Origin of the sequence: Pseudomonas sp. B21-059, from assembly GCF_026016285.1 — a bacterium.
In the GTDB taxonomy this organism is placed as follows: Bacteria; Pseudomonadota; Gammaproteobacteria; order Pseudomonadales; family Pseudomonadaceae; genus Aquipseudomonas; species Aquipseudomonas danubii.
In genome coordinates, this window is the sequence record NZ_CP087201.1 from 958,760 (window position 1) to 980,296 (window position 21,537).

Sequence of the window (21,537 nt, forward strand, 5' to 3'; positions counted from 1 at the left end):
CTATTAGTGGTTGATCGGATGCTGGCGCAGAAAATCTGCGGCCACGGCGGAAGGGCTTTCATGGTCGACGTCGACCCGCGCGTTCAGCTGGCGCATGGTTTCGTCGTCGAACAGCGCCGCCAGCGGCTTGAGATCGGCCGCCAATTGCGGGTGGGCGTCGAGATACGCCTGACGCACCACGGGGGCTGCGGTGTAGTCCGGGAAGTAATGCTTGTCGTCTTGCAGCAGCTTGAGCTTGAAGGCGTTGAGCCGACCGTCGGTGGTGTAGACCAAACCGGCAAATACCTGGCCATTGCGCAAGGCGGTGTAGACCAGGCCGGCGTCCATTTGCCGGGTGTTCTTGCGGGTCAGGTTCATGTCGTACAGCTTGACCATGCCGGCCAGGCCGTCGGAGCGGTTGGCGAACTCGGTGTCCAGGGCCACCAGGCGGTTTTCCTTGGGGTTTTCGGCCAGGGCTCGGGTCAGGTCGCTGATGCTGTTGATCTGTGGATGTTCCTTGGCCACGTTCTCCGGCAGGGCCAGGGCGTAGGTATTGCTGAACTTGGACGGCGCCAACCAGACCAGGCCTTTTTTCGCGTCGAGTTCTTTGACTCGGGCGTAGGACTGCTGGCTGTCGAGTTTCTCGTCGATGTGGTTGTAGGCCACCAGCGAGACCCCGGTGTATTCCCAGATCAGGTCCAGCTGGCCGCTTTCCTGGGCGCTGCGCGCCAGGTTGCTGCCCAGGCCGCCGGTGACGCGGGTGTCGTAACCCTTGCTGCGCAGGTACTGGGAGGTGATTTCCGCCAGCAGGGTCTGTTCGGTGAAGACCCGGGCACCAATGCGGATCAGTGGTTTTTCCGCGGCTTGCACCCATCCAGCGAAAAGCAGGATGCAGCCGAGTATCAGGCTTGTTTTTTTCATGTTCATTCCTTGGCGCTTACGGACTTAGGACGGGCGCAGACCACGTTCCAGCCAGAGGCGGCTGGCCAGGGTGACCAGACCGTCGAGGAGCAAGGCCAGCAGCGCGGTACAGGCGGCGCCGAGCAGCAATTGCGGCTGATTGTTCAGGGCGATGCCGGGGAAGATCAGGCTGCCCAGGCTGTTGGCGCCGATCAGGAAGGCCAGGGGCGCGGTGCCGACGTTGATCGCCAGGGCCACCCGCACGCCACCGATGATGATCGGCACGGCGTTGGGCAATTCGACTTTCCACAGCACCTGGCGCGGGGTCATGCCGATGCCGACGGCGGCTTCCTTGAGGGAACCCTGGACGTTTTTCAGGCCTTCGTAGGTGTTACGCACGATGGGCAGCAAGGAGGCGAGGAACAACGCGAAGATGGCCGGGCCACTGCCGATGCCGAGAATCCCCAGGGCGATGGCCAGGACGGCCAGAGGGGGGACGGTGTTACCGATGTTGAACACTTGCATGAAGCGTTCGGCGCGTCCGACCATGCTCGGGCGGCTGAGGAAGATGCCGGCGGGGATGCCCACGAGCAGTGCGGCGAGCATGGACGCCAGGACCAGGAACAGATGAGCTTGCAGGTAGAACAACAGATCGTCGCGGTAGTGTTCGATCGTCGTGATGCCGATCCAGTGGACCAGCAGGGCCAGGAGGGCGATTACCGCAGCGCCTCCTATCAGCCCTTTGCCATAGCGAATAGCCACAGGCGGACTCCTTTTTTCAGTCGGCGGGCACTTTCCCGTGTGGCAAGGCCATTCCTGGCTGCCGCGAAAGTACGCGCGAAAAGCAGCTCGTCGAGTGCCGGCAAAGCGGCGGGTGAACGAGCCATGAGCGCAGCTTCGTCAAGCTAACGTGCTGATATTTCAGCCCCTGACGACAGCGCGTGACAGGGGAGTGGACGTCTCCACGTTTTAAAAGGTTCCATACTTGGCAGCATTTAGCCACCGTTTATCTGCCGCGCGGTGGCCTGGGCGACGGGGGCAGCGGTGGCCCGCAAGGCTTTGTGTGGGCTATAATCTGCGCCCTTTTTTGATCACCGCCAGGCGATTTCCCATGACCAACCAGGCCGCCGAAGTCGCGAAACGCCGCACTTTCGCCATTATTTCCCACCCGGATGCGGGTAAGACCACCATCACCGAAAAGCTCTTGCTGATGGGCAAGGCGATTGCGGTGGCGGGTACGGTCAAATCGCGTAAGTCCGACCGCCATGCCACTTCCGACTGGATGGAGATGGAGAAGCAGCGGGGTATTTCCATTACCACGTCGGTCATGCAGTTCCCCTATCGCGAACACATGATCAACCTGCTGGACACCCCGGGCCACGAAGACTTCTCGGAAGATACCTATCGCACTCTGACTGCCGTGGACTCGGCGCTGATGGTGCTCGACGGCGGTAAGGGCGTTGAGCCACGGACCATCGCCCTGATGGACGTCTGCCGGCTGCGGGATACGCCCATCGTCAGCTTCATCAACAAACTCGACCGCGATATTCGCGACCCGATCGAGCTGCTGGACGAAATCGAAGCGGTGCTGAAGATCAAGGCCGCGCCTATCACCTGGCCGATCGGTTGCTACCGCGACTTCAAGGGTGTGTACCACCTGGCGGGCGACTACATCATCGTCTACACCCCGGGCCACGGCCACGAACGTACCGAAACCAAGATCATCGAGAAACTCGACTCCGACGAAGCCCGTGCCCACCTGGGTGACGAGTACGAGCGTTTCATCGAGCAGTTGGAACTGGTGCAGGGTGCCTGCCACGAGTTCAACCAGCAGGAGTTCCTCGACGGCCAGTTGACCCCGGTGTTCTTCGGTACCGCCCTGGGCAACTTCGGTGTCGATCACGTACTCGATGCCGTGGTGGACTGGGCGCCGCTGCCGCTGGCTCGTGTTGCCAACGAGCGCAGCGTCGCCCCCCAGGAAGAGAAATTCAGCGGTTTCGTGTTCAAGATCCAGGCGAACATGGACCCCAAGCACCGCGACCGTATCGCCTTCATGCGCATCTGCTCGGGCAAGTACGAGAAGGGTATGAAGATGCGCCACGTACGCACCGGCAAGGACGTGCGCATCGGCGACGCCCTGACCTTCTTCTCCTCCGAGCGTGAACAGCTGGAAGAAGCCTACGCTGGCGACATCATCGGCCTGCACAACCACGGCACCATCCAGATCGGCGATACCTTCACCGAAGGCGAGGCCCTGGGCTTCACCGGTATCCCGCACTTCGCCCCGGAACTCTTCCGCCGCGTGCGCCTGAAGGACCCGCTCAAGTCCAAGCAACTGCGCCAGGGCCTGCAACAGCTGGCCGAAGAAGGCGCGACCCAGGTGTTCTTCCCGGAGCGCAGCAACGACATCATCCTCGGCGCCGTGGGTGTGCTGCAGTTCGATGTGGTGGCCAGCCGCCTGAAGGAGGAATACAAGGTGGAGTGCTCCTATGAGCCGATCACCGTATGGTCCGCCCGCTGGATTGAGTGCAGCGACAAGAAGAAGCTGGAAGAGTTTTCCAACAAGGCGGTGGAAAACCTGGCTTTGGACGGCGGTGGTCACCTGACTTACCTGGCGCCGACCCGGGTCAACCTGGCGCTGATGGAAGAGCGCTGGCCAGACGTGAAATTCCGCGCCACCCGCGAACATCACTAAGTTCGCCTGTAACACCCCAAGCCCCGCTGTGCAGACAGCGGGGCTTTTTGTTGCGCGCAGGACAGGCCCGCCGCCCCGTAGGAGCTGGCTTGCCAGCGAAGGCGGCGGACGCGGCGGTGCATGGCTTGCGGGCCTCTTCGCCGGCAAGCCGGCTCCTACCGGTTGTGGTGTATTTCAGGGAGCGCCGTTAGTCGGAAGGGCCCGGCAGGTTTGGCTGTCGATAGCCTGCTATCTGGAAAAGCCGGGATATCGGGACTAGGTTTCAGACAGTGCTGTGACCTTCGCAAGGTTGGGCGCAGCCTTTGATGATTCACCTGTGAAGGATGGAATCGGCTATGAATCTTTTTCAACGCACGCTGTTGCTGATCAAAGTGCTGGTGATGCTGTCGCTCGGAACCTCGGCGGCCTGGGCTCACAATCTGCTGGAGGTCAAGGAGCCGGGCTTTTCGTCGACCATAGGCGAACCGGAACAGATGCTCGCCCAGTCCGAGTCGGAACCGGGGGATGAAGGGCAGGGGGGCAGTTCGGGCGATGACGATCAGACCACCGACGATGACGACGAGGGTGACAGCCAGAGCTAAAAGAAAACCCCTGGCCACGGACTGATGCGCAATCCATTGCCAGGGGCGAGTGGAACACTGTACAGGCGCTCCCGGAGTGTTTCGGGAGCGCCTTTTTCATGTCCGCTTAAACCACAAACTGCTCGGCGTAGTGGCAAGCCACCTGGCGGCTGTCGAGCTGGCGCAGGGCCGGCTCTTGCGTGCTGCAACGCTCGGTGGCGTAGGGGCAGCGCTTGTGGAAGGCACAGCCGGGTGGCGGGTTCAGCGGGTTGGGCAATTCGCCGACGATCTTGATCTTCGGCTTGTCCGGGTCCGGATGGATGGTTGGGGTCGCCGACAGCAGCGCCTGGGTGTAGGGATGCAGGGGGCGGGTGTAGATGTCCTCCTTGGGGCCCATTTCCACCGGCCGGCCGAGGTACATCACCAGCACCTGGTCGGCGACGTGACGCACCACCGCCAGGTTGTGGGAGATGAACACGTAGGCGGTGTTGAATTCCTGTTGCAGGTCCATGAACAGGTTCAGCACCTGGGCCTGGATCGACACGTCCAGGGCCGAGGTTGGCTCATCCGCCACCAACACCTTGGGTTGCAGCATCATCGCCCGGGCCAGGGCAATGCGCTGGCGCTGGCCGCCGGAGAACATATGTGGGTAGCGCTGGTAATGCTCGGGGCGCAGGCCCACCTGCTTCATCATCGCCTGGACTTTTTCCCGGCGTTCGGCGGCGGACAGCTTGGTGTTGATCAAGAGCGGCTCGGCCAGTTGATCGCCAATCTTCTGCCGTGGGTTGAGCGAGGCATAAGGGCTCTGGAACACCATCTGCACGTCTTTGCGCAGTTGCTTGCGCTGGGCCTTGTCGGCGCCGGCCACTTCCTGGCCGGCGATTTTCAGCGAGCCGGAAGAGGGTTCCTCGATCAGGGTCAGGGCCCGGGCCAGGGTGGACTTGCCGCAGCCGGACTCGCCGACCACGGCCAGGGTCTTGCCGGCTTCCAGTTCAAAGGACACGCCGTTGAGGGCACGCACGGTGGCATGGCCCTTGAACAGGCCACGGGACACTTCGTAGTGACGGGTCAGGTCGCGGGCGGTAAGAACGACGGCCATTACGCCACCTCCTGATTGAGCGGGTAGAAGCAGCGCACCAGGCTGGCGGCTTTCGGGTCGAGGCTGGGGCGTTGCTGACGGCAGTTGTCCTGAGCATAGGGACAGCGTGGCGACAGCAGGCAGCCTTGTGGGCGGTCATAACGCCCGGGGACGATACCCGGCAGGGTCGAGAGGCGGGTGGCGCCCAGGCTGTGCTCGGGAATCGCCGCCAGCAGCGCTTCGCTGTAAGGGTGCGCGGGGATGTCGAACAGCTGCGGCACCTGGCCGACTTCCACGGCTTGCCCGGCGTACATCACGCAGACGCGCTGGGCGGTTTCGGCCACCACGGCCAGGTCGTGGGTGATCAGCACCAGGCCCATGTTCTGCTCTTTCTGCAGGTTGAGCAGCAGGTCCATGATCTGCGCCTGGATGGTCACGTCCAGAGCGGTGGTGGGTTCGTCGGCGATCAGCAGCTTGGGTTCGCCGGCAATCGCCATGGCGATCGCCACCCGTTGGCTCATGCCGCCGGACAGCTGGTGCGGGTAGGCGTCCATGCGGCTGGCAGCGCCGGGGATCTCGACCTTCTCCAGCAGTTCGATGGCGCGCTTGCGCGCGGCCTTGGCGGACATCTTCAGGTGCAGGCGCAGCACTTCCTCGATCTGGAAGCCCACGGTGTAGCTGGGGTTGAGCGCGGTCATCGGGTCCTGGAAGACCATGGCCAGGTCCTTGCCGACGATCTGCCGGCGCTGGCGGGCGCTGAGCTTGAGCATGTCGCGGCCGTCGAAGCTCAAGGCATCGGCGGTGACGATGCCTGGGTGCTCGATCAGCCCCATCAGCGCCATCATGGTCACCGATTTGCCGGAGCCGGACTCGCCGACGATGGCCAGCACTTCGCCCTTGTCGACCTTGAGGTCGAGGCCGTCCACCACCGGCACCGCCGTGGCATCGCCGAAGCGTACGTTGAGATTCTTGATTTCTAGCAATGACATGGGAATCTCCTCAGGCGGCGTTCTTGAGTTTCGGGTCCAGCGCATCGCGCAGGCCGTCGCCCATCAGGTTGATTGCCAGCACGCTGAGCAAAATGGTCAGACCCGGCAGGCTCACGACCCACCAGGCGCGTTCGATGTAGTCCCGGGCCGAGGCCAGCATGGTGCCCCACTCTGGAGTTGGCGGTTGCACGCCCAGGCCGAGGAAGCCCAGGGCGGCGGCGTCGAGGATGGCCGAGGAGAAGCTCAAGGTGGCCTGGACGATCAGTGGCGCCATGCAATTGGGCAGCACGGTGATGAACATCAGGCGCGGCAGGCCGGCACCGGCCAGGCGCGCGGCGGTCACGTAGTCGCGGTTCAGTTCGCCCATCACCGCGGCACGGGTCAGGCGCACATAGGACGGCAGGGACACCACGGCAATGGCGATCACGGTGTTGATCAGGCCTGGGCCGAGGATGGCGACGATGGCCACGGCCAGCAGCAGCGAAGGCAGGGCCAGCATGATGTCCATCAGGCGCATGATGGTCGGGCCCAGCAAGCGCGGGAAGAAACCGGCGAACAGCCCCAGGAGGATGCCCGGGATCAGCGACATCACCACCGATGACAAACCGATCAGCAACGACAGCCGCGAACCCTGGATCAGGCGCGACAGCAGGTCGCGACCCAGCTCATCGGTGCCCAGCAGGAACTGCATCTGCCCGCCTTCGAGCCAGGCCGGCGGCGTCAGCAGGAAGTCGCGGTACTGCTCGCTGGGGTTGTGCGGCGCCACCCAAGGGGCGAACAGCGCGCAGAACACGATCAGCAGCATGAACAGCAGGCCGGCCACCGCGCCTTTGTTGCGCGAAAAGTGCTGCCAGAATTCTTTGTAAACGGACGGATAGAGCAGGCTTTGATCGACTGCTACTGAGGAAGTTGGAGTGCTCATTAGTCTTGATCTCAGCGCTGGTGACGGATGCGTGGGTTGGCAAAGCCGTAGAGGATGTCCACCACGAAGTTGACCATGATCACCAGGCAGGCGATCAGCAGGATGCCGTTCTGCACCACGGGATAGTCCCGGGCGCCGATGGCTTCGATCAGCCACTTGCCGATTCCCGGCCAGGAGAAGATGGTTTCGGTCAGCACGGCGCCGGCCAGCAGGGTGCCGACTTGCAGGCCAACCACCGTGAGCACCGGAATCAGTGCGTTACGCAAGCCGTGGACGAATACCACCCGCGCAGGCGACAGGCCCTTGGCCTTGGCGGTGCGGATGTAGTCTTCACGCAGCACTTCGAGCATCGAGGAGCGAGTCATCCGCGCGATCACCGCCAGGGGAATGGTGCCCAGAACGATGGCCGGCAGGATCAGGTGATGCAGGGCGTCGAAGAAGGCGTCGGTGTCTTTGGCCAGCAGGGTGTCGATGAGCATGAAGCCGGTTTTCGGCTCGATGTCGTAGAGCAGGTCGATGCGTCCGGACACCGGGGTCCAGCCCAGGCTCACCGAGAAGAACATGATCAGGATCAGGCCCCACCAGAAGATCGGCATCGAGTAACCCGCCAGCGAGATGCCCATGACCCCATGGTCGAACAGGGAGCCTCGCTTGAGGGCGGCGATCACCCCGGCCAGCAGCCCGAGGATGCCGGCGAACAGCAGGGCGGCCATGGACAGTTCCAGGGTCGCGGGGAACAGCGAAGTGAATTCGCTCCACACACTGGTGCGGGTGCGCAGGGATTCGCCCAGGTCACCGTGGGCGAGCTTGCCGATGTAGTCCAGGTATTGGGCATACAGCGGTTTGTTCAATCCAAGGCGTTCCATTGCCTGGGCATGCATCTCGGGGTCGACCCGACGTTCGCCCATCATGACTTCCACGGGGTCGCCGGGAATCATGCGTATCAAGGCGAAGGTCAGCAAGGTGATGCCGAAGAATGTGGGGATCAACAACCCCACACGGCGGGCAATAAAACTAAACATCTTCTGAAGTACCTCAATCAGCCGGTTAGGCGTTCCCGCCGCCCTTGGGGTCAAGGGCGGCGGGCGTTTCTTATCACTTCACTTGGGTGGTCGCGAAGTTGTTGGTGGTCAGGGGGCTCTGGTGGTAACCCTCGACGTTCTTGCGCATGGCGGTGAACATCTTCGGATAGGCCATGGGAATCCACGGTTGATCCTGTTGGAAAATCAGCAACGCCTTTTCATAGAGCTCTGCGCGTTTGGCAGGTTCAGCGTCGGAACGGGCCTGGTCGATCAGGTCCTGGAACTCCTTGTTGCACCAGCGGGCGTAGTTTTCGCCGTTCTTGGCGGCGTCACAACTCAGGTTCGGGGTCAGGAAGTTGTCCGGATCGCCGTTGTCACCTGCCCAGCCGGCCGACACCATATCGTGTTCGCCGTTTTTCGCACGCTTGAGCATCTCGCCCCACTCCATGACGCGGATCTCGAGCTTGAGGCCGATCTTGGCCAGGTCAGCCTGCATCATCTGGGCCCCCAGCAAAGGGTTGGGGTTGGTTGGGCCACCGCCATTGCGGGTGAACAGGGTGATGACCGTGCCATCCGGCACGCCGGCTTCCTTGAGCAGGGCACGGGCCTTGTCCAGGTCCCGGGCCGGGTTCTGCAGGCTGGTGTTGAAGCCCAGCAAGGTCGGAGGATAAGGGCCGGTACCCACCAGGGCGTTGCCTTTGCCATAGAGACTGTTGACGTAGGCTTCCTTGTCGAAGGCGATGTCGATGGCTTTGCGCACTCGCACGTCGCTCATGTATTTGCGCGTGGTGTTCATGGCGATGTAGCCGGTGGTCATGGCGGCCAGCTCGTCGACCTTGAGGTTGGCGTCGGCCTTGATGCTGGGGATGTCATCGGGCTTGGGGTACAGGGCGATCTGGCATTCGTTGGCCTTGAGCTTCTGCAGGCGCACGTTGTTATCGGTGGTAATTGCCAGCACCAGCGGGTCCGCCGGTGCCTTGCCCCGGAAGTAGTCCGGGTTGGCCTTGAAACGGACCTGGGCGTCCTTGGCGTAACGCGTGAAAATGAACGGGCCGGTGCCGATGGGCTTGCTGTTGAGGTCGGCTGTCTTGCCTTCCTTGAGCAGCTTGTCGGCGTATTCCGCCGGGAAAATTGAAGAGAAGGCCATGGCGATGTCGGCCAGGAACGGTGCCTCGCGGCGGGTCAGGGTGAAGACCACGGTGTGGTCGTCAGTCTTCTCGACACTTTTGAGCAGTTCCTTGAAACCCATGCTTTCGAAATAGGGGAAGCCGACGCTGGATTTGTCATGCCAGGGATGCTTCGGGTCCAGTTGACGCTGGAAGCTCCAGAGCACGTCGTCGGCGTTCATGTCGCGGGTTGGGGTGAAGTAGTCGGTGGTGTGGAACTTGACGCCTTTGCGCAGGTGGAAAGTGTATTGCAGGCCGTCCGGGCTGATCTCCCAGGACTCCGCCAGGGCGGGCTGGATGTCCGTGGTGCCGGGCTTGAAGTCCACCAGGCGGTTGAAGATGGTTTCCGCCACCGCATCGGCAGTGACTGCAGTCGTGTACTGGACCATATCGAAGCCTTCCGGGCTGGCTTCGGTACAGACCACCAAGGGTTTGGCCGCGACGCCCATGGCGACGCTCAGCAGTGCGGCGCCCATGGCCGCTCTCAGGGGAAGCATTTTCATCAAGAACCCTCTGCAATCAATTGAACCAGATTAGCTTGAATGGCGGATTCGTCATGAGTCCGCCCTTCAACTGGTGGGTTAGAGAATATTGAACGGGATGGTGGTGACCAGACGGAATTCATTGATGTTGCCGTCGGCCTGGTTCTCGCTCGCACGGTGAGTGGTGTAGGTGGCGCGGATCGCCGTGGCTTTCAGCGGGCCGCTCTGCACGGCGTAGGAAGCACCGATGCCGTATTCGTAGTGGTGTTCGCCGTCCATTTTCTTCACGTCGTAGGCCGTGCCGGTGTAATGGGTGCCGTCGATGCCCCAGCCACGGGCCTGGTAGATGTTGAACTTCAGGCCGGGTACGCCGTATTCGGCCATGTTCAGACCGTAGGCGATCTGGAAGGATTTCTCGTTCGGGCCGTTGAAGTCCGAGAGCAGGGAGTTGGCCAGGTAGATGCCGTTGGTTTCGTGCAGGTAGTCGAAGTACTCGTTGCCGCTGACTTCCTGGTACGAGAAGGTCAGGCTATGGGCCTGGTGGGTCAGGCCGAGAGACAGGGAGTAGGTATCGTTGTCGATATTGCCCATCTCTTTCTTGCCGGTGTCGACGGTCTTGTAGTAGTTCAGCCCGGTGGTCAGGCTCAGTACCGAGCTGTCGCCCAGCTCGTGGGTGCCGCCGAAGTAGTACTGGTTCCAGAAGTCTTCCACCTTGGAGGCGTAGAGGCTGGTCTTCAGGCTTTTCAGCGGCTGGTAGTTGAGGCCGACGATGCTCACGCGGTCGGTCTCGGCGGTGTTGTTGGTGTATTCGGAGCGGAATTTCGACAGGCTCTGTTCGGTCCGTGGCGATACCCGGTCGAAGGTGCCGGCATCGAACGACAGGTTGTTGAATTCTTCGCTGTGGATGCTCACCCCTTCAAAGCTCGAAGGCAGTGCACGGTTGCCGATGACATCGACGATTGGCGTGCTGAAGTTCTGCCGGCCGGCGGTCAGGGTGGTGTTGGACACGCGGAACTTGACGTTGGCCAGGCCCAGCTTGCTCCACTGGCCCACGGCATCGCCGTCGGAATGGGTCAGGGTGCGGTTGTTCTTGCCGGCGATGTGCTTGCGGTCACGATCCAGGGCAATGGCGTTGTAGGCTGCGACTTCGGTGCTGACGCCCACGGTGCCTTCGGTGAAGCCGGAGCTGTAGTTGAGAATGGTGCCCTGGACCCAGTTGATGCGGCGTGGGGTCGAGGTTGCTTGACCGTTATGGTTGTACGAAAAACGATCATCGCGACGTTTCAGCTCGTTGGCGTACCAGTTGCGGGTGGTCCCCGACAGGCTTTGCCCTTCGATGAAGCCTTTGGCCTCCGCCTGGGCATTGGTGCTGTTCTGTACAGTCGGGACGAAGTCCTGGCTGACGTTCTCCGCATAGGCCGTGGCGGTGATGCTACTGATAGCCAAGGCTAACAATGCGCTGCTGCTCAGTTTCATGGGTGAAGCTCCTTTGTTTTCTTTTTTAGATGCCGGTTTTTTTGGGCCGGCTGGTTTTTGGAACTCATTCATGGCATCGCAAACGTTTGCACGCGGCTCAATCGCCGAATTCAGGCAAAGCGCCTGCGTGAGGGCGAGAGTCGCCCTCAGGGTTCTGGCTCATCGGTTATGGGGTCAGGCTGACACCTGAGAAGGAGTTGCGGCCGAAGGGACTGACCTTGAAACCCTCGACTTTCGCACTCAACGGCTGGTTGATCGTCGAGTGGGCCACAGGCGTGATCGGCACTTGCTGCTTGAGCAACTGCTGGGCCTGCTTATAGAGCTCGGTGCGCTGTTCACGGTCGGTGACGACCTTGGCTTGCTTGATCAACTGGTCGTATTGCGGGTCGCACCACATGGAGTAGTTGTTGCCGCCGATGGCGTCACAGCTGTACAGGGTGCCGAGCCAGTTGTCCGGGTCACCGTTGTCTCCGGTCCAGCCGATCAGGCTGATGTCGTGTTCGCCGTTTTTGGTGCGCTTGATGTATTCGCCCCATTCGTAGCTGACGATCTTCACCTTGAGGCCGATCTTCGCCCAGTCGGACTGGAGCATTTCGGCCATCAGCTTGGCGTTGGGGTTGTAGGGGCGTTGCACGGGCATGGCCCAGAGGGTGATTTCCGTGCCTTCCTTGACCCCGGCAGCCTTGAGCAGCTCACGGGCCTTTTCCGGGTTGTAGGCAGCGTCCTTGACCGTCTCGTCGTAGGACCACTGGGTGGGCGGCATGGCGTTCACCGCCAACTGGCCGGCGCCCTGGTACACGGCATTGAGGATGCTCTGCTTGTTCACCGCCATGTCCAGTGCCTGGCGCACTTCGAGGCGGTCGAAGGGTTTGTGTTGCACGTTGTAGGCGATGTAGCCGAGGTTGAAGCCGGGCTTCTCGATGACTTGCAGTTTCGGGTCGTTTTTCAGGGCATCGATGTCGGCGGGACGCGGGTGCAGGGTCACCTGGCATTCGCCGGCGCGCAGCTTCTGCACGCGTACCGAGGCATCGGTGTTGATGGCGAAGATCAGCCTGTCGAGCTTGACCCGGCTCGGGTCCCAGTAATGCGGGTTGGCGGCGTAGCGGATCTGCGAGTCTTTCTGGTAGCGCTGGAACACGAAAGGTCCGGTGCCGATGGGTTGCTGGTTGATCTGGCTGGGCGTGCCGGCCTTGAGCAGTTGCTCGGCGTATTCGGCGGAGAGGATCGCGGCAAAGCTCATGGCCAGGTTCTGGATGAACGCGGCGTCCACGGTGTTGAGGGTCATGACCACGGTCATGGGGTCGGTTTTTTCGACCTTGGCGATGTTCTTGTTCAGGCTCATGCCGTTGAAGTAGGGAAACTCCGTTGGATAAGCCTTACGGAACGGATGTTCGGCGTCGAGCATGCGATTGAAGGTGAACAGCACGTCGTCGGCGTTGAGGTCACGGCTGGGCTTGAAGTAGGGAGTGCTGTGGAACTTCACCCCTTCACGCAGGTGAAAGCTGTACTTGAGGCCGTCCTCGGAAATATCCCAGCTCTTGGCCAGGGCCGGCAGTACGTTGGTTGCGCCTTTTTCGAACTCCACGAGGCGGTTGTACAACGGCTCGGCGGCATCGTTGTCGGTGGCGGTGGTGTACTGCGCGGTGTCAAAGCCTGCGGGGCTGCCTTCGGAACAGAACACCAGGCTGCGGTCGGCAGCGCTGCAGATCGAACTGGTGGCCAGCAGGGCCGAGAAAATCAGCGAATGACGCATGACGGTCCATCTCCATTTTTTGTTGTGATGATCAATGGACCCTGGCTCCTTCCTGGAGCCTGTACAGGCCATTGATGCCAAACCATGGCTGCAGCAAATGCCCACCGATAGACGCAGTTTTGCCATGCCTCGACGTTAGGAGCCGAAGGCTGGGTCGTATATGCGCTGTACCTGAAAGGCTTGTAGGAATCGGCTCTAAATTCGAAAGATCACGTCCAAAAGGACGCAATCTCGACCCCAGGGCCGGACGCTTTCAGGGGGGGCGGTAAAACAACGGCGACGCCAGGGACGTCGCCGTTGCAGAACCTTATTTGCCGATGCCTACGCCGTAGAAGGAGTTCAAGCCAAAGGGGCTGATCTTGAAATCCTGCACGTTGGCGCGCATGGGTTGGAACACCGTCGAGTGAGCGATAGGTGTCATCGGAACGGCATCTTTGAGGATGTGTTGCGCCTGCTTGTACAGCTCGGTGCGTTTGGCCACATCCGACGTGGCCTTGGCTTGCTTGATCAGGGCGTCATAAGGCTTGTCGCACCATTTCGAGAAGTTGTTGCCGTTCATTGCATCGCAACCGAACAGGGTGCCGAGCCAGTTGTCGGGGTCACCATTGTCGCCGCTCCAGCCGATGATCATCGCCTGGTTCTCGCCGCCTTTGGAGCGCTTGATGTACTCGCCCCACTCGTAGCTGACGATGTTGACCTTGAGACCGATCTTGGCCCAGTCGGACTGCAGCATCTCGGCCATCAGTTTGGCGTTCGGGTTGTACGGGCGCTGTACCGGCATGGCCCAGAGGGTGATCTGGGTGCCTTCCTTGATGCCCGCTTCCTTGAGCAACTGCTTGGCTTTCTCGGGATCGTACTTGGCGTCCTTGATGCTGGTGTCGTAGGACCATTGGGTCGGCGGCATGGCGTTGACCGCCAGTTGGCCGGCGCCCTGGTAGACCGAGTCGATGATCTGCGGCTTGTTGACGGCCATGTCCAGTGCCTGGCGAACCTTGAGGTCAGCCAGCGGGTTGGCGTCGGTGCGGCCCTTGAGCACCGGCATCACGTTGTAGGCGATGTAGCCCAGGTTGAAGCCTGCCTGTTCAGGCATCTTCAGGGTCTTGTCTTCCTTGAGCGCCTTGAGGTCGGCCGGGCGCGGGAAGAGGGTGATCTGGCATTCGTTCTTCTTCAGCTTCTGGATGCGCACCGATGGGTCGGTGGTGATGGCGAAGATCAGGTTGTCGATCTTCACGTCTTCAGGTTTCCAGTAGTCCTTGTTGCCGGTGTAGCGGATGTTGGAGTCTTTCTGGTAGCTCTTGAAAACGAAGGGACCTGTGCCGATCGGCTTCTGGTTGATATCGCTGGTCTTGCCTTCCTTGAGCAGCTTGTCGGCGTACTCGGCGGACTGGATGGAGGCAAAGCTCATGGCCAGGTTCTGGATGAATGCGGCATCAACGGTTTTCAGGGTGAACTTGACGGTCTTGTCGTCGACTTTCTCGACCTTGGTGATGTTGGTGTCCATCCCCATGTCGGTGAAATACGGGAATTCGGTCGGGTATGCCTTACGGAACGGCATGTCCTTGTCGATCATGCGGTTGAAGGTGAACAGCACGTCGTCGGCGTTGAAGGTACGGGTCGGGGTGAAGTACGGCGTGGTGTGGAACTTGACCCCTTCGCGCAGGTGGAAGGTGTAGGTCAGACCGTCGTCCGAGATGTCCCAACTGGTGGCCAGGCCCGGAATGACTGCGGTGCCGCCACGTTCGAACTGGCTGAGGCGGTTGTAGAGGGTTTCGGCTGAGGCGTCGAAGTCGGTTCCGGTGGTGTACTGGCCAGGGTCGAAACCGGCCGGGCTCCCTTCAGAGCAGAACACCAGGTTAGTCGCCGCGTGGGCGAAGGGGGTGCTGGCCAGCAAGCCGGCACTGACTAAAAACGGAAGGACTGCTTTTTTGAACATGGTGGCCTCATGATTTGTTGTCATTTTTGGAGTAGAGGGCGACCTTGTGAGTCGACCCGCCGATACTTATGCAGCCCTCATACCCATTGCAAGATGCAGGGCCGACACAAGTCTCAAAGAGTGGAACGAACGTACACGAATGACGCATTTGTATAAATGTTGACGCATTTGACCGTTTGCGCAGGTCTTTTCTGGTGCATGCATTGCTTTTCTATTGGGCAAACAGGGCTGTTCGCGCCCCCGCTTGGTGCATCAATGGAACGGGTGCCGACCGGCTTGTGCTTGAGCCGCCAGACCTTTTCAGGCAGGCGCAAATCTTCGACGCATCCGGTTGACCGGATGGCGTAGAACGACGGTGTGGGGGAGGCCGTTGGAGACGGTTGCCCGGGACCTTGCAGGCGATGGCGAATGGACAGCGCATCGTCGGCGGTGTTGAAGTCGCGGCTCGCAGTGAAGTTGTCACTGTGGAGGTTGCTGGTGGCGCGTGACAGTGGCGTGTCGAGGATCAGCCCCGCTGTCTGCCAAACCTGAAGCGGAAAGGTCTTACGCATGCAAACCTCATTTTTTCTTTTTCTAGGGCATATCTGAGGATTGGCCTTGTGGGCCGCGGTAACTCGCCTTTCTATGGGGCGTGAATGCAGCCCCATGGACCCTGTGCGGCGATGGCGATCACTTGTTGTGTTGTTGTTTGTCAATTCGCCGATGCCGAAATTAAGTCATGCTGAAATCGTGGTCAACGAAAATTAAGCCTGACTAACATTTCTCTTGCGCACAGGTACGTCTGTAAAGTTCGGCAGGCGACTGCGGGTGGGGCTTACGCCGCCGAATGGTCGTCGAACAGGCCCATGGTCGTGACCGTCAGGACTTCCGCCGGGCCGTTGCCGACATTGGCCAGGCAGTGGGTCTTGGTCGAGTCGAAGTGCACCGAGTCGCCGGCACCAAGTGGATATTGCTGACCTTCGATGGTGTAGACGATCTGTCCCGAAAGAACGTAGGAAAACTCAGAGCCATCGTGGGAGATCAGTTCCGACTGATAGCCCACCGGGATGTTCATTTTCACCGCGTTGATCAGGTTGCCGGGAAAGGAGCTGGACAGCCGTTCGTAGGCCAGTGGCTGACCTTCGATGGTGTAGCGCACGCGCTTGCCGTCATGGGAGTCGGGTTGCGCCTGGGTCGGCTGGTCGAACAGAGCGTTCAGCGGAACGTTCAGCGACTTGGCAATGTTGACCAGAGACGAGATCGATACACCGGTGAGATTGCGTTCCGCTTGGGAGAGGAAACTGGCGGTCAGGCCGGATTCACTGGCAATTTGGCGCAGGGTTTTCTTGGCGGCGCGGCGATAGCGGCGCAGGCGTTCGCCGATGCGATCTGCGGTCATTAGAGCGACTCTTATAGGAAAGAAGCATTATACCCGGCAGACACCCATGACGCCTGGCAGGCGCAATACCGAGGTGCGTAACTTTAGCATCACCCTGGTGGCCGAACGCACCTACCCTGAGCCGAGTTCGTCGGGTGCCGGTTGAAATGCCTGGTCACGAAAAACGGCGGTGACCTCGGTTTGCGCTGGAGGTTACCGCCGTTGGGGGACGCTGGGAGAGGTTTACGGCATCAGCACTTCGATGGCGCCGTCGGCGGTCATGCTGACCTGGCTGGTGCCAGCCTCGACTTCTGGAGTCACGGGCGCCGAATCCATGCTGGCGGCCTTCATCATCATTGGCGCACGCAGGTAGGGCTGTGGATAACCGTTGCTGTTGAGGTTCAGGTTGACGATTTTGTAGCCCTTGCCACCCAGGGCTTCGGTGGCCAGTTGAGCACGGGCCTTGAACGCCTTGACCGCGTCCTTGAGCAGGGCATCTTCGCTGGCCTTGCGGGTCGGGTCGGCGATGGCGAAGTCCATGCCAGCCATTTTCAGGTCGCCCAGCAGTTCGCCGGTGAGCTTGGACAAGGCGGCGAAGTCGGAGCTTTCCAGGCGCAGTTCGGCGCGCTCACGCCAGCCGGTGATCTTCTGGCCTTTATCGTCGTAGATCGGGTAGCTGTTGCGGCTGCCCTGGCGCAGCGTCACATCCTTGACCTGGCGGGCCTGACCCAGGGCCTTGTTCATGGTGCTGGTGATTTCTGCAGCAAGCTTGGCCGGGTCGCTGTTCTGCGACTCGCTGTAGAGGGTCACGATCATCAGGTCCCGTGCCACTTCCTGGCTGACTTCGGCACGCAGGGAAATCTGGTTGTAGTGCAATTCATCGGCGGCCAGGGCGGGCAGACTGGTGAGGGTGCCGGCGCTGAGGGCCAGAAGGGCGAGGCTGCGACTGAAATGCTGCATGGAAACTCCTTGAGTGCGGTCCGCAGGATCAGCTCAGAGCCTGCGTGAAACATTCAGACAGTGTGGGGCTGCGGCAAGTTTCAAGCCGCAAGCTGCATGTTGAGAGCCAATACGCTTGTAGCTCAAAGCGTGCAGCTTGCCACTGTTTTTCTGTGACGCTTTGCCGCAGTTTTGCCTGTGGCGGGGGCTGCTTGGTTATACTCCCGCCGATTGCCCTGGAGCGCTCATCAGGAGAGCTCATGCTCGCCCCCTTAAAATTATTGTCTGCCACTCGTCAGAACCTCTGGCGCCTGACCTTTATTCGTACCCTGGTTCTGGCTGCTCAGGCCGGCTCGGTGGGGCTCGCCTATTGGTTGGAACTGTTGCCACTGCCCTGGTTGCAACTGGGCGTCACCTTGATGTTTTCCATGGTGCTCTGTGCCTTCACCGCCATCCGCTTGCGAACCTCGTGGCCGGTGACGGAGCTGGAATATGCCCTGCAACTGGCTTGTGACCTGTTTATCCACAGTGTGCTGCTGTATTTCTCCGGCGGCTCTACCAACCCCTTCGTCTCCTATTATCTGGTACCCCTGACGATCGCCGCCGTGACCTTGCCCTGGCGCTATTCGGTGGTGCTGTCGGGTATTGCCCTGACCCTCTACACCTTGTTGCTGGCGCGGTTCTATCCCTTGCAGACTTTCCCCATCGCCCGGGAAAACCTGCAGGTCTATGGCATGTGGCTGAGTTTTGCCCTGGCGGCGGCGGTGATCACCTTCTTCGCTGCACGCATGGCCGAAGAGTTGCGCCGTCAGGAAGAATTGCGGGCGATCCGCCGTGAAGAAGGCCTGCGCGATCAGCAATTGCTGGCCGTGGCGACCCAGGCCGCCGGTGCCGCCCATGAGTTGGGCACGCCGCTGGCGACCATGAGCGTATTGCTCAAGGAGATGCGCCAGGACCATCCCGACCCGCTGTTGCAGGACGACCTCAGCGTGCTCCAGGACCAGGTCAAGTTGTGCAAGGAAACCCTGCAGCAACTGGTGCGCGCCGCCGAGGCCAATCGCCGTATGGCGGTGGAGATGCAGGAAGTCACCCAGTGGCTGGACGAAGCCTTGAATCGCTGGCACCTGATGCGTCCCGAGGCCAGCTACCGCTTTCATCTGCTGGGAGAGGGACCAGTGCCGCGCCTGGCGCCGCCGCCGGACTTGACCCAGGCCTTGCTCAATCTGTTGAACAATGCAGCCGATGCCTGTGCCGAAGGTCTGGAAGTGCGCCTGGACTGGGATGCGGAAAACCTCACCATCAGTATTCGTGACCACGGCGCCGGAGTACCCTTGGCCATCGCCGAGCAGATCGGCAAACCGTTTTTTACCACCAAGGGCAAAGGCTTCGGCCTGGGCCTGTTTTTGAGCAAGGCCAGCGTGACCCGCGCCGGTGGCTCAGTGAAACTCTACAGTCATGAGGAAGGCGGAACGCTCACTGAGCTGCGCCTGCCCCGTGCCGCCCGAGGAGACGACCATGAGTGAAGAGATCCAAGTCGAAGGCGAAGAACTGCCGCATCTGTTGCTGGTGGATGATGACGCCACCTTTACCCGGGTAATGGCACGCGCCATGAGCCGCCGGGGCTTTCGCGTCAGTACCGCAGGTTCCGCGGAAGAGGGCCTGACCATCGCCCAGCAGGATCTGCCGGACTACGCCGCGCTGGACCTGAAGATGGATGGCGACTCCGGGCTGGTGCTGCTGCCCAAGCTGCTGGAGCTGGACCCGGAAATGCGCGTCCTGATCCTCACCGGTTATTCGAGCATCGCCACGGCGGTGGAAGCCATCAAACGCGGTGCCTGCAACTACCTGTGCAAACCCGCGGATGCCGATGATGTGCTGGCCGCTCTGCTCTCCGAACATGCGGACCTGGACACCCTGGTGCCGGAAAACCCGATGTCCGTGGACCGTCTGCAATGGGAGCACATCCAGCGCGTGCTGACCGAACACGAAGGTAATATCTCCGCCACTGCCCGGGCCCTGGGCATGCATCGCCGTACCTTGCAGCGCAAACTGCAGAAGCGTCCCGTGCGTCGCTGAACCGCGACTGAATGAATGTCGCTGGACACCGTGAAAAAGCGAGCCGATCTACTAAGATCGGCTCAACGCTTGTCCTTCTCCCTATCGAGCCACAACGATGAATCAGAACGCTGAGTACTCCGCGGTCAACGATGCTGTGCGCGGTCAATTCTTTCGCCGGGTCTGGGCCATGATTACCCCTTACTGGCGTAGTGAAGAGAAGGGCAAGGCCTGGCTGCTGCTGATCGCGGTGATTGGCCTGTCGCTGTTCAGTGTCGCCATTTCGGTATGGATCAACAGTTGGTACAAGGACTTCTACAACGCCTTGCAGAAGAAGGACGAGGCGGCTTTCTGGAGCCTGATCCTGTATTTCTGCGGGATCGCCGCGGTGGCCATTCTCGGTGCGGTGTATCGCTTGTACCTGACCCAGATGCTGACCATCCGTTGGCGCGCCTGGCTGACCGAAAGACACTTTGCCCGTTGGCTGGGCAACAAGAACTACTACCAGCTGGAGCAGGGCGGCTACACCGACAACCCCGACCAGCGGATTTCCGAAGACCTCAACGGCTTCACCACCAACACCTTGTCCCTGGGCCTGGGATTGATCCGCAACGTGGTCAGTCTGGTGTCCTTCTCCATCATCCTCTGGGGTGTATCCGGCAGTATCGAGGTCATGGGCTATACCATTCCCGGCTATATGTTCTGGTGCGCCCTGGTGTATGCGGTGGTCGGCAGTTGGCTGACCCACCTGATCGGGCGTCGCTTGATCGGCCTGAACAATCAACAGCAACGTTTTGAAGCCGACCTGCGTTTCTCCATGGTGCGAGTCCGGGAGAACGCCGAGAGCATTGCCCTTTACGACGGCGAGAAGAATGAGAACCAGCGTCTGAGCAGCCGTTTCAGCAAGGTCTGGCACAACTTCTGGGAGATCATGAAGGTCTCCAAGCGCCTGACCTTCTTCACCGCCGGTTATGGCCAGATCGCGATCATCTTCCCGTTTATTGTCGCCGCGCCGCGTTACTTCGCCGGCAAGATCGAGCTGGGAGAGCTGATGCAGATCAACTCGGCGTTCGGCAATGTCCAGGAGAACTTCAGTTGGTTTATCAGCGCTTATTCGGACCTCGCTGCCTGGCGCGCCACCTGTGACCGTCTGTTGAGCTTCCGCCAGGCCATGAGTGAAAACGAGGAGCGTCCTCCGGCGATTGACGTGCAGCACCAGGGCGAACAATTGCAGGTGCGTGATCTGGGTCTGGATCTGGCGGATGGCCGTCATTTGCTGGCCGGTGCCCAGATGACCGTGAATCCTGGCGAGCGACTGATGCTCAGTGGTCGCTCCGGCAGTGGCAAGAGCACCCTGTTGCGAGCCATGGGACGCTTGTGGCCGGCGGGGCACGGGAGCATCTTGCTGCCGAACCAGCGCTACCTGTTCCTGCCGCAGAAGCCCTACCTGCCCATTGGCAGCCTGCGGGAAGCCTTGAGTTATCCACAGTCGGGCGACAGCTACCCCCAGGAGCGTTATGCACAGGTCCTGGAAACTTGCCGCCTGCCCCATCTGGTGGCGCGTCTGGACGAAAGCAATCACTGGCAGCGCATGTTGTCGCCGGGGGAGCAGCAGCGGCTGGCGTTTGCCCGGGCGCTGCTCTATGCGCCGCAATGGCTGTACATGGATGAGGCGACTTCGGCCATGGATGAAGAAGATGAAGCCAATCTGTACCAGGCGTTGATCGATCAGTTGCCGGGGCTGAGCATTGTCAGCGTCGGCCATCGCAGCAGCCTCAAGCGCTTCCATCCCCGCCATGTACGCATTGAGCAGGGGCATTTGCTGGAACAGACGGTGACCGTATGACGCTGGCCAGGTAAGCCTTGCCGCTTGGCTTGAGTGCGAGGTTCGGGAGGACGTCTCGGTGAAATCAGGGGTTGGCGATCATTGAGGGCAATGACGCCGGCTGCGCCAGGGCCATGAACCGGCGCTGGCGCAGCGGAGCAGGAGGCTTGCTCGCGGGTGAGCCCGCTCCTACAGCGCGCGGTTAGGCTTTGTGCAGGATCGAGCGGTCAACTCGTACGGCCAGTTGGCCAGTTCCCGGCTTGGCGTTGAAGGCCACGTTGCCGTGTTCATCCACGCAGGCGCGGGCAATGGGAGCGCCGTTGAGCAGCAGTTCCAGAGGTGCGTCCTTGAGGGATTGCCCGGAGGCCAGTTGCAGTTTTAGGTTGATAGCCATGGTGATTTCCTT

The 21,537-nt window shown here is 60.8% G+C and carries 19 protein-coding genes; 5 read left to right on the top strand and 14 right to left on the bottom strand.

The genetic code is table 11. The features are described from left to right. Positions 1-3: 3 nt before the first annotated feature. A complete protein-coding gene (locus LOY69_RS04265; RefSeq protein ID WP_102878349.1) occupies positions 4-900 on the bottom strand; it encodes a glycine betaine ABC transporter substrate-binding protein in 897 nt (298 codons plus the stop codon). A 24-nt stretch (positions 901-924) separates the two neighbouring features. Then, complete coding sequence (locus LOY69_RS04270; RefSeq protein ID WP_102878350.1) at positions 925-1,641, bottom strand: ABC transporter permease; 717 nt, start codon at positions 1,639-1,641, stop codon at positions 925-927. 349 nt (positions 1,642-1,990) lie between these two features. On the opposite strand from LOY69_RS04270, the gene LOY69_RS04275 reads away from it, so the two are divergent. After that, entirely contained in the window at positions 1,991-3,574 is a 1,584-nt protein-coding gene (locus LOY69_RS04275) for a peptide chain release factor 3 (protein WP_102878351.1), read from the top strand. 335 nt (positions 3,575-3,909) lie between these two features. Further along, positions 3,910-4,155: a hypothetical protein gene (locus LOY69_RS04280; RefSeq protein ID WP_265074175.1), complete on the top strand. Its 246-nt coding sequence runs from the start codon at positions 3,910-3,912 to the stop codon at positions 4,153-4,155. A gap of 106 nt (positions 4,156-4,261) precedes the next feature. Here the strand turns inward: LOY69_RS04280 and LOY69_RS04285 are convergent, their stop codons facing one another. The 11 genes from LOY69_RS04285 to LOY69_RS04335 form a co-directional block, all read right to left on the bottom strand. Beyond that, positions 4,262-5,233 carry a peptide ABC transporter ATP-binding protein gene (locus tag LOY69_RS04285; protein WP_102861117.1) on the bottom strand — a complete coding sequence of 324 codons (972 nt, stop codon included), beginning with the start codon at positions 5,231-5,233 and terminating at the stop codon, positions 4,262-4,264. After that, complete coding sequence (locus LOY69_RS04290) at positions 5,233-6,201, bottom strand: ABC transporter ATP-binding protein (RefSeq protein WP_102861118.1); 969 nt, start codon at positions 6,199-6,201, stop codon at positions 5,233-5,235. The genes LOY69_RS04285 and LOY69_RS04290 overlap by 1 nt, the downstream gene beginning before the upstream one ends. A 10-nt stretch (positions 6,202-6,211) precedes the next feature. After that, the gene (locus tag LOY69_RS04295) at positions 6,212-7,123 is read right to left on the bottom strand and encodes an ABC transporter permease subunit (RefSeq protein ID WP_011059232.1); all 912 of its coding nucleotides are present in this window, start codon (positions 7,121-7,123) and stop codon (positions 6,212-6,214) included. A gap of 11 nt (positions 7,124-7,134) precedes the next feature. After that, the gene (locus LOY69_RS04300; RefSeq protein WP_102861119.1) at positions 7,135-8,145 is read right to left on the bottom strand and encodes an ABC transporter permease subunit; all 1,011 of its coding nucleotides are present in this window, start codon (positions 8,143-8,145) and stop codon (positions 7,135-7,137) included. A gap of 73 nt (positions 8,146-8,218) precedes the next feature. Beyond that, positions 8,219-9,814: an ABC transporter substrate-binding protein gene (locus LOY69_RS04305; protein ID WP_110596008.1), complete on the bottom strand. Its 1,596-nt coding sequence runs from the start codon at positions 9,812-9,814 to the stop codon at positions 8,219-8,221. 78 nt (positions 9,815-9,892) lie between these two features. Next, complete coding sequence (locus LOY69_RS04310; RefSeq protein WP_265074176.1) at positions 9,893-11,269, bottom strand: OprD family porin; 1,377 nt, start codon at positions 11,267-11,269, stop codon at positions 9,893-9,895. 166 nt (positions 11,270-11,435) lie between these two features. After that, on the bottom strand, positions 11,436-13,022 hold the full coding sequence (locus LOY69_RS04315; RefSeq protein WP_110653059.1) for an ABC transporter substrate-binding protein: 1,587 nt from the start codon (positions 13,020-13,022) through the stop codon (positions 11,436-11,438). Between the two features lie 307 nt (positions 13,023-13,329). Then, on the bottom strand, positions 13,330-14,955 hold the full coding sequence (locus LOY69_RS04320) for an ABC transporter substrate-binding protein (protein WP_102878356.1): 1,626 nt from the start codon (positions 14,953-14,955) through the stop codon (positions 13,330-13,332). 113 nt (positions 14,956-15,068) lie between these two features. After that, a complete protein-coding gene (locus tag LOY69_RS04325) occupies positions 15,069-15,506 on the bottom strand; it encodes a hypothetical protein (protein ID WP_213664732.1) in 438 nt (145 codons plus the stop codon). Positions 15,507-15,769: 263 nt separating this feature from the next. Continuing rightward, the gene (locus tag LOY69_RS04330) at positions 15,770-16,333 is read right to left on the bottom strand and encodes a helix-turn-helix domain-containing protein (RefSeq protein WP_102878358.1); all 564 of its coding nucleotides are present in this window, start codon (positions 16,331-16,333) and stop codon (positions 15,770-15,772) included. A 222-nt stretch (positions 16,334-16,555) separates the two neighbouring features. Continuing rightward, entirely contained in the window at positions 16,556-17,272 is a 717-nt protein-coding gene (locus LOY69_RS04335) for an SIMPL domain-containing protein (protein WP_102861126.1), read from the bottom strand. 239 nt (positions 17,273-17,511) lie between these two features. Between LOY69_RS04335 and LOY69_RS04340 the strand changes: the two genes are divergently transcribed. The 3 genes from LOY69_RS04340 (at position 17,512) to LOY69_RS04350 (ending at position 21,152) form a co-directional block, all read left to right on the top strand. Beyond that, complete coding sequence (locus LOY69_RS04340) at positions 17,512-18,774, top strand: ATP-binding protein (RefSeq protein ID WP_102878360.1); 1,263 nt, start codon at positions 17,512-17,514, stop codon at positions 18,772-18,774. Beyond that, a complete protein-coding gene (locus LOY69_RS04345; protein ID WP_025132017.1) occupies positions 18,767-19,327 on the top strand; it encodes a response regulator transcription factor in 561 nt (186 codons plus the stop codon). The genes LOY69_RS04340 and LOY69_RS04345 overlap by 8 nt, the downstream gene beginning before the upstream one ends. Positions 19,328-19,424: 97 nt before the next feature. Next, a complete protein-coding gene (locus LOY69_RS04350; protein ID WP_265074177.1) occupies positions 19,425-21,152 on the top strand; it encodes an ABC transporter ATP-binding protein/permease in 1,728 nt (575 codons plus the stop codon). A gap of 181 nt (positions 21,153-21,333) precedes the next feature. On the opposite strand, the gene LOY69_RS04355 is transcribed toward LOY69_RS04350, so the two are convergent. Further along, a complete protein-coding gene (locus LOY69_RS04355; RefSeq protein ID WP_123393756.1) occupies positions 21,334-21,525 on the bottom strand; it encodes a hypothetical protein in 192 nt (63 codons plus the stop codon). Positions 21,526-21,537: the final 12 nt, after the last annotated feature.

Excerpts from the sequence above, each read along its gene's own strand:
- LOY69_RS04265 (WP_102878349.1), bottom strand. The coding sequence starts at position 900 with ATGAAAAAAACAAGCCTGATACTCGGCTGCATCCTGCTTTTCGCTGGA.
- LOY69_RS04275 (WP_102878351.1), top strand. The coding sequence starts at position 1,991 with ATGACCAACCAGGCCGCCGAAGTCGCGAAACGCCGCACTTTCGCCATT.
- LOY69_RS04280 (WP_265074175.1), top strand. The coding sequence starts at position 3,910 with ATGAATCTTTTTCAACGCACGCTGTTGCTGATCAAAGTGCTGGTGATG.
- LOY69_RS04285 (WP_102861117.1), bottom strand. The coding sequence starts at position 5,233 with ATGGCCGTCGTTCTTACCGCCCGCGACCTGACCCGTCACTACGAAGTG.
- LOY69_RS04290 (WP_102861118.1), bottom strand. The coding sequence starts at position 6,201 with ATGTCATTGCTAGAAATCAAGAATCTCAACGTACGCTTCGGCGATGCC.
- LOY69_RS04295 (WP_011059232.1), bottom strand. The coding sequence starts at position 7,123 with ATGAGCACTCCAACTTCCTCAGTAGCAGTCGATCAAAGCCTGCTCTAT.
- LOY69_RS04300 (WP_102861119.1), bottom strand. The coding sequence starts at position 8,145 with ATGTTTAGTTTTATTGCCCGCCGTGTGGGGTTGTTGATCCCCACATTC.
- LOY69_RS04305 (WP_110596008.1), bottom strand. The coding sequence starts at position 9,814 with ATGAAAATGCTTCCCCTGAGAGCGGCCATGGGCGCCGCACTGCTGAGC.
- LOY69_RS04310 (WP_265074176.1), bottom strand. The coding sequence starts at position 11,269 with ATGAAACTGAGCAGCAGCGCATTGTTAGCCTTGGCTATCAGTAGCATC.
- LOY69_RS04315 (WP_110653059.1), bottom strand. The coding sequence starts at position 13,022 with ATGCGTCATTCGCTGATTTTCTCGGCCCTGCTGGCCACCAGTTCGATC.
- LOY69_RS04320 (WP_102878356.1), bottom strand. The coding sequence starts at position 14,955 with ATGTTCAAAAAAGCAGTCCTTCCGTTTTTAGTCAGTGCCGGCTTGCTG.
- LOY69_RS04325 (WP_213664732.1), bottom strand. The coding sequence starts at position 15,506 with ATGCGTAAGACCTTTCCGCTTCAGGTTTGGCAGACAGCGGGGCTGATC.
- LOY69_RS04330 (WP_102878358.1), bottom strand. The coding sequence starts at position 16,333 with ATGACCGCAGATCGCATCGGCGAACGCCTGCGCCGCTATCGCCGCGCC.
- LOY69_RS04335 (WP_102861126.1), bottom strand. The coding sequence starts at position 17,272 with ATGCAGCATTTCAGTCGCAGCCTCGCCCTTCTGGCCCTCAGCGCCGGC.
- LOY69_RS04340 (WP_102878360.1), top strand. The coding sequence starts at position 17,512 with ATGCTCGCCCCCTTAAAATTATTGTCTGCCACTCGTCAGAACCTCTGG.
- LOY69_RS04345 (WP_025132017.1), top strand. The coding sequence starts at position 18,767 with ATGAGTGAAGAGATCCAAGTCGAAGGCGAAGAACTGCCGCATCTGTTG.
- LOY69_RS04350 (WP_265074177.1), top strand. The coding sequence starts at position 19,425 with ATGAATCAGAACGCTGAGTACTCCGCGGTCAACGATGCTGTGCGCGGT.
- LOY69_RS04355 (WP_123393756.1), bottom strand. The coding sequence starts at position 21,525 with ATGGCTATCAACCTAAAACTGCAACTGGCCTCCGGGCAATCCCTCAAG.